The organism is Pseudomonas sp. SbOxS1 (genome assembly GCF_013416725.1).
In the GTDB taxonomy this organism is placed as follows: Bacteria; Pseudomonadota; Gammaproteobacteria; order Pseudomonadales; family Pseudomonadaceae; genus Aquipseudomonas.
Window position 1 is genome coordinate 645717 of sequence record NZ_JAAVXC010000002.1, and the last position, 15332, is coordinate 661048.

Consider the following 15332-nt stretch of genomic DNA (forward strand, 5'->3'; position numbering starts at 1 on the left):
AGTAATGCTTATCGAAAATGCTGGGAAATCGAAATGGCTCATCGCCTTGGCTGAGCCTAGTCTAACCGTATTCACACGGCTTACAGGGCCCCGGAACGCGATGAACACCCTTTGCTTCGATGGCGCTTGCATAGGTAACGCAAAAAACCTGCTGCGAGGGTTGAACCCATGAATCTGTTCAGCCTGCGTCGAAACGCGCCCAGTCTCGATGATTTGCTCGTAGACAATTGCTCCCCGTCCAGGGACGACAATCTTTGCAGCGAGTACCTGATGCCCAGTGTTGAACGGCCCCAACAGGTTTTTGCCCGCGGACAGGGTTCCTGGTTGTGGGACAGCGATGACCGCGCCTATCTGGACTTCTCCCAGGGCGGTGGCGCCAACAGCCTCGGCCACAGCCCCAAGGCACTGGTCAGTGCCATTACCGCGCAGGCGCAAGCGCTGATCAATCCCGGTTTCGCCCTGCATAACCGCGGCATGCTCAAGCTCGCCGAGCGACTGTGTGCCAGCACGGGCAGCGACCAGGCGTACCTGCTCAACAGTGGCAGCGAGGCCTGTGAGGCGGCGATCAAGCTGGCGCGCAAATGGGGTCAGCAGCATCGCGGTGGCGCTTCGCGCATCATCGTGGCCAACCAGGCTTGCCATGGTCGTAGCCTGGGGACGATCTCAGCGTCGGACGGTTCGACCCTGGTCAACCGTTTCGAGCCGCAGCTTCCGGGCTTCAGCCGCGTCCCCTTCAACGATCTTGCGGCGCTGAATGCGGCGGTGGATGAGCGGACCGTGGCGATCATGCTTGAGCCGATCCAGAGTGAAGCCGGGGTGATTGCGGCCACTGCGCATTACCTCAAAGGGGTCGAGCGCCTGTGTCGCGAACTGGGCATCCTGCTGATCTTCGACGAAGTGCAGACCGGTATCGGTCGCTGTGGCAGCTTGCTGGCAGAGCAGTCCTACGGCGTGCGGGCCGATATTGTCGTGCTCGGCAAAGGGCTTGGCGGTGGCGTACCGGTGGCGGCGCTGCTGGCGCGCGGCAAGGCCTGCTGCTTCGAAACGGGCGAAATGAGCGGTACCCATCATGGCAATGCGCTGCTTAGCGCTGCCGGCCTGGCGGTGCTCGACAGCGTGCAGGACAAAGGCTTTCTTGAGCATGTCGGGGAAATGGCCCAGCACCTGCGCGAAGGCCTGCAGCGCTTGTCCCATCGTTACGGCCACGGCGAACTGCGTGGACAAGGGCTGCTCTGGGGGCTGACCCTCTCCGACGACTCAGCCGACGCCGTGGTCAAGGCCGCGTTGTACGAAGGGCTGTTGCTCGATGCGCCGCAAGCCGATTGCCTGCGATTCACCCCGGCGCTGACGGTCAGCAAATCCAACATCGATGAAATGCTGCTGCGCCTGGCCCGCGCCTTCTCCCGCGTGCGCACCGCGCAGCTGCAATGCCGCAAAGGGATTGCCGTCTGAGCGGACGTTTCCTGCACGAATTCCCGAACCGTCTCGCGGTATAACGCACGCCCCACGCCTGGTTCTTTTGGCGTGGGGCGTTTTTTTTGGCGGTTGCATCGTTCAGAAACATTGCCTGGGTACATTGGCCTGAACAATCGGGCTGAACCCTGACCAACGGTATAGGTCGATAGGTTATGGGCTCGCGTGAGCCCACTTCAATCAGGAGCTGCGTCCATGGACTTTATCCGCATCATCATCGCCATTCTGTTGCCGCCACTGGGTGTGTTTCTGCAAGTGGGGTTCGGCGGAGCGTTCTGGCTGAACATTCTGCTGACGTTGTGCGGCTACATTCCGGGCATCGTGCATGCGGTGTACATCATTGCCAAGCGTTGAGGCGGTTCAATTGGCGAACGCCATCACCCGCCGATAGAACAACCATTCCTGCTCCAGTGCATGCGCCTGGTTGCCGGCTTTGCGAAAGCCGTGGCGTTCATCTGCGTAGTAATGGGCTTCGACCAGAATGCCGTTGTCCTGCAGGGCCTCGACCATGTCGCGGGTCTGCTGCGGCACCACCACGGCATCCAGCTCGCCTTGAAAGAAGATCACCGGCACGCGGATGTTGCCCGCATGCAGTAACGGCGTGCGGGCGGCGTAGCGTTCGGCATCCTGTTGTGGATCACCGATCAGCCAGTCCAGGTAGTCGCCCTCGAACTTGTGCGTCGCCCGGCCCAGCGCCACTGGGTCGCTGACCCCGTAAAGACTGGCGCCGGCACGAAATACCTGGTGGAACGCCAGCGCGCACAGCGCGGTGTAGCCTCCGGCGCTGCCCCCGCGAATGAACGCCTGGTTACCGTCGATCAAACCACGTTCGGCGAGATGGCTAACCACTGCGCAGGCGTCTTCGACATCGACTTCGCCCCAGCGCAAATGCAGGGCCTGGCGATAGTCCCGGCCGTAACCGCTGCTACCGCGATAGTTGAGATCGGCCACGGCGAAACCGCGTTGCGCCCAGTACTGGATGCGCGGATCGAGCATCGGATAGCACGCCGAGGTCGGGCCGCCATGGATGAACACCACCAATGGCGACTTGGCGTCCCCGGTCATCGCCGGGTAGAAGAAGCCGTGGGCTTCACCCGAACCGCTTGGGTAGCGCAGGGTTTGCGGGCGACTGATTTGCTCGGCGGGCAGCGGTGCAATACCGCCAGCGAGGACGTTCACGTGCCGGGTCTGGCGATCGATAGCGATCACCGCCGCTGAACTGACGGGGGACGCCGCAATGCAGTAGATGAACTGATCATCCACGGCAAGATGACGGAAGCGGCTGTAATCGCCAGTAAAGTCGTCGCAGGTGGTGGCGCAAAGACCCAATCGGCCGAAGCCGCCTTCCGTCCAGCTGGCGAGATAGCTGCCCTCGCTCAGGGGTAACCAGGTGCAACCGCCCAGTTGCCAAGGCGCCGGGCCGTGATCGGCCGCGGCGCTGGGCAATGGTGCCAGGCCATCGGCCGATTCCATCCAGGGCTGCCAGTAACCAGCGCGATCGGTCAGGCAGAACAAGCGGCCGTTACCATCGAAGCGAGGTTGTTGCAGCGACTCTTGCGCCTGGTCGCCAGCCACGCAGCAGGCCGCCGCGAAGCCGCCATCGGCCTGGCGTTGGGCGACCATCAAGCGGGTCGCGGTCCAGGGCTGATCCGGGCGACTCCACTCGATCCAGGCCAGGCGTTGCGCATCGGGGCTCAAGGTAGGAGCAGCGTAGAAATCCGCGCCTTCGGCCAACAAGTGCCGCGCGCCATCTGCCAGGTCAATCGCCACCAGGTGGTGTTCATTGCGGTTTTCCTCAACCGCCAACACCTGGCCATTGGCGAACTGCAGGTCGCCGTATCGACACACGCCTGACGTCAGCACCTCGGGCGTCTCGCCTTGCAGTGATTGGCGATACAGCTGCTGATCGGCCTCGTTGACGAAGACCACGCCGTCGTCGGTCAGGCAAAACGCACCACCGCCATATTCGTATACCCGACTGCGCACACTGAACGGGGGTGGCGTCAGGCAGTTGGCCACGCCATCACGCCAGTGCCAGATCCGACACGCGGCATCCTCCGGGCGGTATTCGTTCCAGAACAAGCCATGGGGGCCGACCTGCAGCTCGGCAAAATCGATGCCGGCGGCGACGGCGTTGGCGGCGCTGAAGGGTTCAGCTTTTGGCGATGAGGCGTGAGTTTCGTTCATTGCGAAAGGCCAGTTGTTCAATGGTCTGGATCGCGTGCTCCGCCTCTTCGCGGGCCTTGAGGATCACGCCGTGATGAGGCGACTTGCTGCACACCGGGTCGGCGTTGCTCGCGTCACCCGTGAGCATGAACGCCTGGCAGCGACAGCCGCCGAAGTCCTTTTCCTTCTCGTCGCAGGAGCGGCACGGCTCGGGCATCCAGTCGTAACCGCGAAAGCGGTTGAAGCCGAACGAGTCGTACCAGATGTGCTGCATGCTGTGGTCGCGTACGTTGGGAAACTGCACCGGCAGCTGTCGGGCGCCGTGACAGGGCAGCGCGGTGCCGTCCGGCGTCACTGTCAGGAAGATACTGCCCCAGCCGTTCATGCAGGCTTTCGGGCGTTCCTCGTAATAGTCCGGCGTGACGAAAATCAATTTGCACGGATGCCCTTCGGCTTCCAGTTTGGCGCGGTATTCGTTGGTGATGCGCTCTGCACGAACAAGCTGTTCCCGGGTTGGCAGCAGTCCAACCCGATTGAGCTGCGCCCAGCCGTAGAACTGGCAGGTGGCGAGCTCGACGAAGTCGGCTTCCAGGGCGATGCACAACTCGATAATCCGGTCGATCTTGTCGATGTTGTGCCGATGGGTCACGAAGTTCAGCACCATCGGGTAGCCGTGGGCTTTCACGGCGCGGGCCATTTCCAGCTTTTGCGCGAAGGCCTTTTTCGAACCCGCCAGCAGGTTGTTCACCTGCTCGTCACTGGCCTGGAAACTGATCTGGATGTGATCGAGGCCGGCTTTCTTGAAGTCGCTGATTTTCTGTTCGGTCAGGCCGATGCCGGAGGTGATCAGGTTGGTGTAGAAACCCAGCTGGCGTGCCTCGGCAATCAGCTCGGCAAGGTCCTGGCGCACCAATGGCTCACCGCCGGAAAAACCCAGCTGCGCCGCGCCCATCTCACGCGCTTCGCGGAACACCTTGATCCACTGTTCGGTGCTCAGTTCCTTGCCCTGCTCGGCAAAGTCCAGCGGATTGGAGCAGTACGGGCATTGCAGCGGGCAGCGGTAGGTCAGCTCGGCCAGCAACCATAGGGGCAGGCCGATCTCGGGTGTGGGCGGCACTTGCCTCGATGAATCAGGCAAGTTCGATCCAGTGCTGCGCACGGGCAACCTCCATGAATTGCTCGATGTCGTCACCGAGCTCAGGGACGCCGGGGAACTGTCGGTCGAGCTCATTGATAATCGCGGCGACGTCACGCTCGCCATCGATCAAGCCGCCGATCAGCGCGGCGCTTTCATTGAGTTTAATCATGCCTTCGGGATACAGCAGCACGTGGCCTTTCTGTGCGGGCTCGTACTGGAAACGGTAGCCTGGGCGCCACGACGGGGTCTTGCTGCGATCGAAACTCATAGGGTGATTCCTTTATGCCAGACCCGTTGTTCGGTCACGCTGTGATACGGCGGGCGATTGAGTTCGTAAGCCATGCTCATGGCGTCGAGCATGCTCCAAAGAATGTCCAGTTTGAACTGGAGAATTTCCAGCATGCGCTCCTGGCCTTCCCGGGTCTTGTAGTGCTCGAGGGTGATGGCCAGGCCGTGCTCGACATCGCGGCGTGCCTGGCCCAGGCGCGTGCGGAAATATTCGTAGCCGGCGGGGTCGATCCACGGGTAATGCTGCGGCCAGCTGTCCAGGCGCGACTGATGGATCTGCGGGGCGAACAGCTCGGTCAGCGAGCTGCTGGCGGCTTCCTGCCAACTGGCGCGGCGGGCGAAGTTGACGTAGGCGTCGACGGCGAAGCGTACGCCGGGCAGCACCAGTTCCTGGGAGCGCAATTGGTCCGGGTCGAGGCCGACCGCCTGGCCCAGGCGCAGCCAGGCTTCGATGCCGCCGTCTTCGCCGGGGGCGCCGTCATGGTCGAGCAGGCGTTGAATCCATTCGCGGCGGATTTCGCGGTCCGGGCAATTGGCCAGGATGGCGGCGTCCTTCAGGGGGATATTCACCTGATAGTAAAACCGGTTGGCGACCCAGCCCTGGATCTGCTCGCGGGTCGCCCGGCCTTCATACATCGCCACGTGGTATGGGTGGTAGATGTGGTAGTAGGCGCCCTTGGCGCGCAGGGCGGCTTCGAATTCGGCGGGGGACATGGGGGTGTCGGTCATTGCTTTCTCCGGGTGCAACCGGTGGATTTTGTGGTGTCTGGACCGGCCTCATCGCCAGCAGGCTGGCTCCCACAATTGGTCGTATTCCCCTGTGGGAGCCAGCCTGCTGGCGATAGACCGCGCAGCGGTCTCGATGCCCTACAACACAATACTCATGCCGTCATACGCCACTTCAACCTGGCGCCGCTCCAGTTCCGCGCGCTGCGGCGAATCTTCATCGAGAATCGGGTTGGTGTTGTTGATGTGGATAAGCACCTTGCGCTGTTTGGGCAGTTGTTCCAGCACTTCGAGCATGCCGCCGGGGCCGTTCTGTGCCAGGTGGCCCATCTCCCGGCCGGTGCGGGTGCCAACGCCACGGCGCTGCATTTCGTCGTCGTCCCACAGCGTGCCGTCGACCAACAGGCAATCGCTGGCGGCCATGATCTCCAGCAGCGGCTCATCGACCTTGCCCAGCCCCGGCGCATAGAACAGCTTGCCGCCGGTATTGAGGTCTTCGACGATCAGGCCGATGTTGTCGCCCGGATGCGGGTCGAAGCGATGCGGCGAGTAAGGTGGCGCAGCGCTGCGCAGTGGCAGCGGGGTGAAGCGCAGGTTCGGGCAGGCCGGGATGCTGAAGCTCTGGTCGAGTTCGATGCGGTTCCAGTTCAGGCCACCGTTCCAGTGGGTCAGCATGTTGAACAGCGGGAACCCGGTGCTCAAATCCTCATGGACCATGTCGGTGCACCAGACCTGGTGCGGGCAACCTTCACGCAGCATGAGCAGGCCGGTGGTGTGGTCGATCTGGCTATCCATCAGGATGATCGCGCTGATCCCGGTATCGCGCAGTGCGCGCCCCGGTTGCATGGGCGCGAAACTCTGGAGCTGGGCACGGATGTCCGGGGAGGTGTTGCACAGCACCCAATTCACGCCGTTATCGGAAATTGCGATAGACGATTGGGTGCGCGCCTTGGCCCGCAGGCTGCCATTGCGAAAACCTGCGCAGTTTTCGCAATTGCAGTTCCACTGGGGAAAACCACCGCCGGCGGCGGAACCTAGGATCTGGACAAACATGGGCGCTCCATCATTTCAACGCTGAAAATAAAACGCCTCGGATAACCGAGGCGTTGTGCTGCATTCCTGCCAGGGCAGGGATCAGCGGCTTGCGAAGTACATGGTGACTTCAAAGCCGATACGCAGGTCGGTGTAAGCCGGTTTGGTCCAGGCCATCAGTTGAACTCCTTCAGGTAAGGTTGGACAGCGCTATCTATAGGTATAGTCCACCTCCAGCGGGAGATGTTCCAAATAGTTAGGCTGCTATGTTACTCAAAATTTCACAGGGATTGCCCGTGAAACTTTGAAAAAGCTCCTTACAGTCTGGGTAATGATCATTTTGTCGCTTGCCAGGGGGCGCCAGGTGCAGGGCTGTTCGCCAGGCAGCGCCAGCCCCCTTCGGCCCGGTTCAAGCGCTGAACCGCGGCCAGCAGCGCGGCACGGTCGGTCAGGAGAATGGCCTGGGGCAACTGCGTCAGATAATCCGACGGGCGGCCAGCCAACTTGCCCTGCCAGAGCAATTCCGCGGTTTGGCTGGTGGTCAGGGTGGCGCTGGAAAACTGATCCACCAGGGCTTGGCGTTGGGTGATGAAGGCGCTCTCGTCCAGGGACTGGATCAGCGCCGGCAACCCGTTCAGGAACTGTTCGATGTGCTGCAGGATTGCAACTGCGGCAACATTCGGCGATTGCACACCCAGCAGCAGCCCGGTCTGCCCGTGAATCTGTCGCAGGGCACTGAACACCGCGTAGCCCAGTTGTAACTCCACCCGCAGGCGCTGATAGAACGGCGTCTGGCAGACATGGGCGAGCAAGCGCCAGGCTGCTTCGTCGGCCAGTTCCCGGGTGGCTGTGGGGCAGAACAACAGCAGCGCATGCTCGCTGGAGTCGGCCTCTACGGTGCTCCACAGGTGCTGCGATTGGATTGACGACGGTGGCGCCTGTTGCGTATCCGCAGTACCCGGCACGCGGCTCAACGCCTGACCCATGGCCGCTTGAGTCTGGGCAGTAAAACCGCTCGCCAGGCCGGTCCAGTGAGCACTCGACCACAGTTGCGCCAGGTTGTCCGATTCGGCCGACGGCTCAAGGCAGTGATCGGGCAGCACCTTGAGTAGCTGTCGAATCGGCATCAAGGCAGGGGGCGTCGGTGTTTGCGGTGAGCGTGCTGCATCAGGTTGGGTCAGCAGGTTCAACGCGTGTTCGAGGATGGTGGGCATCGGCGCTTGCAGGCCGGTCATTTTCAACAGCCATTGATTGCCCGAGGCGCCGAAGGAAAAATCCACACCGGCCTGGCTTGCGTCTTCGCGCAGCGCTTGCAGGTTGTTCTCCAGGCGCGATTGAAGGCTGGCGCCGGGGGCCGCGTCCAGGCGCCAGCGCAGGTACACCGCGCCTTCCGTGCCGTTATCCGGCAACGACGGGCAAAATTGCATCGGTGAACGTTCGCGACGGTTGCGTGAGCGGTCCTGGGCAAAGGTGCGCAGGCCCCGGTGGGCGCTGGTTTGTCCGCGAATCAGACCGGCGTTGGGAGCCTGCGTTTCTGTGTGCAGGAACGGATTGGGCGCGGGGAGTTGCCAGGTGCCGCTGAAGTTATCCACAGCGCCGATTTTTTCCAGTACAGCCTTGAGTGCGGTAACGCCGGCTTCGGATAACCCGGCTTCGCGCGCGTCGCTATCCTGCCGGACCTGTTGCAGGGCACTGCTGACCTGCTGCTGTCGCTGGCGCAGTGCCGCGTATTCCTCGCGCAACCCGCGCCAGTCTTGCCGGGCGAAAAAGCCCAGCCAGTCCTGCAATTGCTCGCCAATCCCGTTCGCCACTCCATTGGCAGGCAGTGTGAACTCAATGTGCAGCAAGGCTTGGCCGGCGAACTGATACAGCGGGCGTGCCTTGAGGTTTTCAGCCCGGCCCTGTTTGCGCAGTTCGGCCAACAATCCTCCGGGTTTCGCGGTGTTCAGCCAATGGCACAAAAAGTCCAGCGCCTCGGGCGATGAGTCGGGCAGTGCTTCAAGGGCGAACAGCAGGTCCAGCCGATGCTCGCCGACCTGTTGATAACGGTTGTCCGCTCCAGTCATCAGCGCTGTGGGATGTTGTTGTGGGACCTTCTCGCCCTTGGCAATGACTTTGCCGAATTCCTCAGCCAACAGCCTCAATTCATCAAGACTCTGGGGGCCGGCAAGGCTCAAGGTCATTTGTCCGGTCTGGTAATAGCGCTGATGGAAATCCTGCAAGGCCTGCTGGAATTCTGGTTGCGGCACCGGCAGGGTGTCGCGGTTGCCCGCATGAAAACCGCGCAACGGATGAGCGTCGCTAAGACCGTCCAGCAAGGCCACCTGCTGCTGCGCCGCGGCATCCTGCGACCAGGCGATGAATTCCGCGTGCAGTACTTCCCGTTCCCGGTTCTGGTCATCCAGGTTCATGCGTGGATGGGCGAGCATGTCGGCCAGCCGTTCCAGGCCCTTGGCAAACGCCTGGGGTGGCAGCTCGAAAAAGTAATCGGTGGTGCGCTCGCAGGTTTGTGCATTGACCTGACCGCCGTGACGCTGCACGTAGCCCATCAGCCCTTGATCGGCGGCAAAGCGTTCGGTACCGAGAAACAGCAGGTGTTCCAGAAAGTGCGCCAGACCTGGCCAGGCCAACGGCACGTCATGGCTGCCGGCGGCAACCCGCAACGCCGCCGCGCAGCGCTTCAAGTCCGGGGCATGACGCAGCGTCACCCGCAAGCCGTTGGCCAGGGTTTCAGTGTGGGGGCGAGGGTGATTCAGCGCAGGCATGAGCACTTCCAGAACAGAGAAGTGCCAATGCTAGCGGATAACGGTGGTTCAGCGCTTGTTCAGCGCACCGTAAAGCTCGGGGCGGCGATCGATCAGGTAGCGATTGGCGGCGCGCGAGTCGACCATCAACTGGCGGTCCAGCTCGCCGACAATCAGCGCTTCATCGAGTCCGGCCTGGGCAATGCGGCTGCCATCCGGTGCGGCGATGCTGCTTTGGCCGCAGTAGTGGATATCGCCTTCGTGCCCGCAATAGTTGGCATACGCCACATAGCACTGATTCTCGTAAGCCCGGGCGCGGACAGTGACGTCAGCGATGAAGTCGAACGGGATCATGTTGGCTGTCGGTGCCAGTATCAGCTCGGCACCGGCCAGGGCCAGGCGCCGGGCGTTTTCCGGAAATTCGAGGTCGTAGCAGATCAGGAACCCGAGCTTCCAGCCGTTGAGTTCAACGATAGGGAAGTCGTCGGGGCCTGCGCTGAACATCGAACGGTCGAGGTCACCGAACAGGTGCGTCTTGCGGTAATTGCACAGGCGTTCGCCATTGGCGTCGATCAGTTGCACGGCGTTGTAGATCTGCCCGTCCGCGGTGCGTTCGGGATAGCCGTACAAAATGGCGATTCCGGTTGTCTTGGCTATGCGCGCAATCTGTTGCGCCGATTCACCGTTGTACACCTCCGCCAGCACGCTGACGGCATCGACGCCGATGTTGTAGCCGGTCAGGAACATCTCCGGCACTACCAGCAAGTCGGCGCCCTTTGCCTCCAGTGCCAGCTGATGCAGGCGCTGAAGGTTGCCGGCGACATCCAGGGGCAACGGTGGACATTGGTAGAGAGCTACGCGCATTTCGGATTCCTCTTACTCGGGCAGGGCGATCGGACCGATCTCGTTGAACACATCTCCTGGACCCGGATTCTCGGCGTGAGTTGCACCGCCGAAGTGTTTCATGATGCCCCACACCGCATTGAGCGAGGTTTGCACCGCACCCTCAACCCAGGCCGGCGTCCATGAAACGTCGTCGCCGGCGATGAAAATCCCGCGTTGTTCGGCCGGCATGTCGTCCTGCATGAAGTGCGCGTACATGCGCTGGTTGTAGCGGTAGTGGCCGGGCAGGGCGCCTTTGAACGCACCGAGGAAGTGCGGGTCGGCTTCCCAGGACACGGTGATCGGATCGCCGATGATTCGCGCGGCGATGTCGACTTTCGGGTAGATCTTCTTCAGCGCATCCAACGCCAGCTTCACGCGTTTTTCCACCGGGTGCGGGAGCATTTTCAAGGCGTCGCTCATCCACGAGTACGACAGGCAAATCACCCCCGGCTTGTCGTCGCCGTTGTCGAACAGGTAGGTACCGCGGGTCAGGCGATCGGTGAGGGTCATGCTCATCAGGTCGCGGCCGGTTTCCGGATCTTTGTCCTTCCAGAACGGGCGGTCGACCATCACGAAGGTTTTCGACGACTGCATGTAGCGGGTGCGGTCCAGGGCCATCCACATCTTCTGCGAGAACAGGCTTTCATCGCATTCGATCTGGGTGGTCAACAGCCAGCTCTGGCAGGTGGTCAGCACCGCCGCGTATTCGCGGGTATCGCCGTTGTTGTCGGTGACCGCGAACCGGCCGCCTGGCGCGTGGGCGATTTTCTTCACGCCGGAGCGTGGCGCACCGCTGTGCAACGACTTGAGGCTGGTGCCCTGCGGCCAGTGCACGCAGCGTTCCGGGACATGGCGCCAGATGCCCTGCGGCACTTGTTCCACGCCACCGACCACCAGGTGCTGGTGATCGTCGCAGTTGGTCATCACCACGCGGAAGATTTCCAGCATCGAGTTGGGGAAGTCCGAGTCCCAGCCACCGGTGCCGAAACCGACCTGGCCGAACACTTCGCGGTGATGGAACGACAGTTTGGCGAAGGCTTTGGAGGTGGCAACGAAATCGTAGAAGGTGCGGTCGTCCCACAGCGGCACGAGGGTGTTCCACAGCTCCTTGAGGCGCGGGACGTCACGGTCGCGGATCGCTTGCTGGATATCGGAGAACTGCGAGCCGGCTTCCAGGGCGTCGGCCCAGGCGTCAGCCACTTCCTGGAACAGTGCAGGAAGATCCGCCAGTTTCTGTGCGTAATGGGTCTTGCCTTCGAGGTCGATCACGGTGCTGCCAGAAGCAGGTGTCAGCGGGTTGGGGAAGGGTTTGGTTTCGAGCCCCAGCTTGTCGACGTAGTGATAAAACGCGGTGGACGACACCGGAAAGCGCATGCCGCCCAACTCGGCGACGATGCCGTCGGTGCCGTTGAATGCCTGGGAGCGCAGGCGACCACCCAGCTTCGAGGCCTCATAGACCACCGGCTTGAGGCCGAGCTTCATCAGTTCGTAGGCGGCTACCAGACCGGCGATCCCGGCACCGACAATCGCCACTTCGGCACCGTGATGGTGCTCGGGAATGCTGCCCAAGCCGGCCGGGTGTTCGATCCAGTCGTCGAAGGCGAAAGGAAAGTCCGGACCGAAAATGGTGACTGGTTTTTTACCGTCTGCAGGATGGCGATTGTTCTTGTTCATGGCTGACCTTGCTGGCGACCCGACGCGGAGTGCGCATCTGAGTATAGGAAAAGATGTCAGCCATTCTAGAGAGCGTAGAACACGTTAATAAGACGCAAAGTGTCGTCGTTTTGCCAATTAATTGATCAATATGACGAGCAATTGCTGCATATTGTCAAATGTGGGGAGCTTAAACCGGCTGCCCCCGATCAATCTTGCTGCTCAAGATGATCGACGTCGTCGTCTTCTCCACCCCATCGACACTGCCAATCTGATCCAGCAGCTGATCCAGCTGCTCCGGCGAATCGCTGCGCAGCCAGGCCACATAATCAAATTCGCCACTCACCGCACATAGCTGCTGCACCTGGCCCATCGCACTCAGGCGCCGCAACACTTCCTTGCCGGAGCGCGGCTGTACGGTGATCCCCACATACGCCTGCAACCCGCCATCCACCACGCGCTGGCCGAGCCGTACGCCATAACCGGTAATGACCTTGGCCTTTTCCAGCCGAGCCAGGCGCGAGGTGACGGTGGTCCGGGCGATGCCCAGTTGCCGGGCGAGCATGGCCACGCTTTCGCGGGCGTTGATCTGCAGGGCCGCAATCAACTGACGGTCGATTTCGTCGAGAGCGGGCGGGCGAATGTCAGGCAAGGGCGGTCTCCAGCGGCATGGATCAATGTCCACGCATGTTACAGGCACATCCCCCGCAGCGCTCGCGAGGGATATCTGGACTAGCCTCAATACCGTTCATGACATTTCTGCCTGCGACAAATTGCCATAAGTAACTAGCTAGTACATTATTCCGCCCTTGTCACAAATGGGGAAAGTTTCCGACATGAATAATTCTGGGGCTGCCGCCGGCAGCAAATGGCTGCTGACGGGGCTGGGTGTCCTGATTGCACTGATCGGGCTTGGCCTGGCTGGCGGCGGCGGTTATCTGATCACGCTTGGTGGCAGCTGGTACTTCCTGCTGATGGGCCTGGCGATGCTGGTCTCCGGGTTGATGATTGCGCGTCGAAAGCCACAGGGCGCGTGGTTGTATGGCCTGGCGTTGATCCTGACGGCAATCTGGGCGGTATGGGATGCCGGTTTTGAATACTGGCCGTTGGTCTCGCGCGTGCTGACTTTCGCCGTGATCGGACTGGTCGTTGCGTTGATCTACCCGACGTTGGTCCGCGCTTCGGGCGCAACGGCGGGTCGTGGTGCGTATGGCCTGGCCGGACTGCTGGGTGTCGGTGTCGTCACGACGCTGGCCTACATGTTCGTACCGACCCCGGTGGTCAAGGCCACCACTGAGCCGGCCGTAACGCCGGTGGTACCGGGTACCGAACAGAAAGACTGGGCGCACTGGGGCAATACCACCGCCGGCAACCGCTTTGCCGCGCTGGACCAGATCAACAAAGCCAACATCGACAAACTGCAGGTGGCCTGGACCTTCCGCACCGGCGATATCCCGCAAAGCACCGGCGCCGGTGCCGAAGACCAGAACACCCCGTTGCAGATCGGTGATACGGTCTACACCTGTACCGCGTACGGCAAGGTTTTCGCCCTGGACGCCGACACTGGCGCCCAACGCTGGAAGTTCGACCCGCAAGGCACCGCGCCCAACTGGCAGCGCTGCCGTGGCCTGGGCTACTTCGATGCTGGCGCTGCACCTGTAGCCGAACAGCCTGGCGCTTGTACGAAACGTCTGTTCCTGCCGACCGGCGATGCCCGCCTGATCGCCATCAATGCCGAAACCGGCAAGCCGTGCGAAGAGTTCGGCAACCAGGGCACCGTCGACCTGACCACCGACATGGGTGAAGTCAAACCCGGTTACTACCAGCAGACATCGACGCCGTTGGTCGCAGGGGACGTGGTGATCGTCGGTGGCCGTGTCGCCGACAACTATTCCACTGGCGAACCGCCAGGTGTGGTTCGCGCCTACGACGTACGCAGCGGCGAGCTGGTGTGGGCGTGGGATCCGGGTAATCCGAACACCACCAAGCGTCCACCGGCCGGCGAGACTTACACCCGGGGTACGCCGAACGTCTGGTCGGCGATGTCCTACGACGCCAAGCTCGGTCTGGTGTACCTGCCAACCGGCAACGCGACACCGGATTTCTTCGGCGGTCAGCGTACGGCCATGGACGACAAGTGGAACTCGTCCGTCGTTGCCATCGACGTGAAAACCGGCCAGGTACGCTGGCACTTCCAGACCACCCACAAAGATCTGTGGGACTTCGACCTGCCTGCACAACCGCTGCTGTATGACGTGCCCGACGACAAGGGCGGCACCCAGCCAGCCTTGGCGCAAGTGACCAAGCAGGGCGAGATTTTCCTGCTCAACCGCGAAACCGGTGTGCCGATAGCGCGGGTCGAAGAGCGTCCAGTGCCGCAGGGCCATGTGCCTGGCGAACGCTACTCGCCAACCCAGCCGTTCTCGGTGGACATGCCGTCAATCGGCAACAAGACCCTGACCGAGTCCGACATGTGGGGCGCCACGCCGTTTGACCAGTTGATGTGCCGCATCCAGTTCAAAGGCATGCGTCATGAAGGCGTCTACACCCCGCCAGGCATGGATCGCGCCCTGCAATTCCCGGGCTCGCTGGGCGGGATGAACTGGGGAAGCGTCTCGGTCGACCCGAACACCAACTACATGTTCGTCAACGACATGCGCCTGGGCCTGGCCAACTACATGATCCCGCGCGACAAGATCAAAGCAGGGGCCAGTGGCATCGAAATGGGCGTAGTACCCCAGGAAGGCACGCCGTTCGGCGCCATGCGCGAGCGTTTCCTTTCGGCGGTCGGCATTCCGTGCCAGAAACCACCGTTTGGCACCATGTCCGCCATCGACCTCAAGACCCACAAGCTGATGTGGCAGGTACCGGTCGGCACCGTACAGGACACCGGCCCGCTGGGCATCCGCATGCACCTGCCGATCCCGATCGGCATGCCGACCCTCGGCGCCTCGCTTGCCACCCAGTCGGGCTTGCTGTTCTTCGCCGGCACCCAGGACTTCTACCTGCGCGCCTTCGATACCGGCAATGGCAAGGAAATCTGGAAGGCGCGGTTGCCGGTGGGCAGCCAGTCCGGACCGATGACCTATGTGTCGCCGAAAACAGGCAAGCAGTACATCCTGCTCACCGTTGGCGGCGCACGTCAGTCGACGGACCGTGGCGATTATGTGATTGCCTATGCACTGCCTAAATAAAGACTGAGCCCCAAGTACGAAAAAGCCGCGCAA

13 protein-coding genes are annotated in these 15332 nt (G+C 61.9%); 3 read left to right on the top strand and 10 right to left on the bottom strand.

Features of this window, described 5'->3' with window-relative positions:
- The first annotated feature begins 168 nt into the window (after positions 1-168).
- Entirely contained in the window at positions 169-1452 is a 1284-nt protein-coding gene (locus HFK74_RS03865; RefSeq protein WP_180202412.1) for an aspartate aminotransferase family protein, read from the top strand.
- Between the two features lie 216 nt (positions 1453-1668).
- Positions 1669-1827, top strand: coding sequence for a YqaE/Pmp3 family membrane protein (locus HFK74_RS03870; RefSeq protein WP_003228885.1), 159 nt, complete (start codon positions 1669-1671; stop codon positions 1825-1827).
- A gap of 6 nt (positions 1828-1833) precedes the next feature.
- Here the strand turns inward: HFK74_RS03870 and HFK74_RS03875 are convergent, their stop codons facing one another.
- From HFK74_RS03875 to HFK74_RS03920, 10 genes are all read right to left on the bottom strand, one after another.
- The gene (locus HFK74_RS03875; protein ID WP_180202413.1) at positions 1834-3660 is read right to left on the bottom strand and encodes a S9 family peptidase; all 1827 of its coding nucleotides are present in this window, start codon (positions 3658-3660) and stop codon (positions 1834-1836) included.
- Positions 3626-4798, bottom strand: coding sequence for a pyrroloquinoline quinone biosynthesis protein PqqE (gene pqqE, locus HFK74_RS03880; RefSeq protein WP_180202414.1), 1173 nt, complete (start codon positions 4796-4798; stop codon positions 3626-3628). The genes HFK74_RS03875 and pqqE overlap by 35 nt, the downstream gene beginning before the upstream one ends.
- A complete protein-coding gene (gene pqqD, locus HFK74_RS03885; RefSeq protein WP_180202415.1) occupies positions 4770-5045 on the bottom strand; it encodes a pyrroloquinoline quinone biosynthesis peptide chaperone PqqD in 276 nt (91 codons plus the stop codon). Before pqqD ends, pqqE begins: the two co-directional genes overlap by 29 nt.
- A complete protein-coding gene (pqqC, locus tag HFK74_RS03890; protein WP_064365278.1) occupies positions 5042-5794 on the bottom strand; it encodes a pyrroloquinoline-quinone synthase PqqC in 753 nt (250 codons plus the stop codon). Before pqqC ends, pqqD begins: the two co-directional genes overlap by 4 nt.
- Before the next feature lie 138 nt (positions 5795-5932).
- Positions 5933-6844, bottom strand: a complete 912-nt coding sequence (gene pqqB, locus HFK74_RS03895) for a pyrroloquinoline quinone biosynthesis protein PqqB (RefSeq protein WP_180202416.1) — start codon at positions 6842-6844, stop codon at positions 5933-5935.
- A gap of 81 nt (positions 6845-6925) precedes the next feature.
- Entirely contained in the window at positions 6926-7000 is a 75-nt protein-coding gene (gene pqqA / locus HFK74_RS03900) for a pyrroloquinoline quinone precursor peptide PqqA (RefSeq protein ID WP_003444522.1), read from the bottom strand.
- 158 nt (positions 7001-7158) lie between these two features.
- Complete coding sequence (gene pqqF, locus HFK74_RS03905; protein WP_180202417.1) at positions 7159-9588, bottom strand: pyrroloquinoline quinone biosynthesis protein PqqF; 2430 nt, start codon at positions 9586-9588, stop codon at positions 7159-7161.
- A 48-nt stretch (positions 9589-9636) separates the two neighbouring features.
- Positions 9637-10431 (bottom strand): carbon-nitrogen hydrolase family protein, encoded by a 795-nt coding sequence (locus tag HFK74_RS03910; protein ID WP_008061527.1) that lies wholly within the window; start codon positions 10429-10431, stop codon positions 9637-9639.
- Between the two features lie 12 nt (positions 10432-10443).
- Positions 10444-12126 carry an NAD(P)/FAD-dependent oxidoreductase gene (locus HFK74_RS03915; protein ID WP_180202418.1) on the bottom strand — a complete coding sequence of 561 codons (1683 nt, stop codon included), beginning with the start codon at positions 12124-12126 and terminating at the stop codon, positions 10444-10446.
- Between the two features lie 169 nt (positions 12127-12295).
- Positions 12296-12757 (bottom strand): Lrp/AsnC family transcriptional regulator, encoded by a 462-nt coding sequence (locus tag HFK74_RS03920; protein WP_180202419.1) that lies wholly within the window; start codon positions 12755-12757, stop codon positions 12296-12298.
- A 184-nt stretch (positions 12758-12941) separates the two neighbouring features.
- Between HFK74_RS03920 and HFK74_RS03925 the strand changes: the two genes are divergently transcribed.
- Positions 12942-15299, top strand: coding sequence for a glucose/quinate/shikimate family membrane-bound PQQ-dependent dehydrogenase (locus HFK74_RS03925; protein ID WP_180202420.1), 2358 nt, complete (start codon positions 12942-12944; stop codon positions 15297-15299).
- Positions 15300-15332 lie beyond the last annotated feature (33 nt).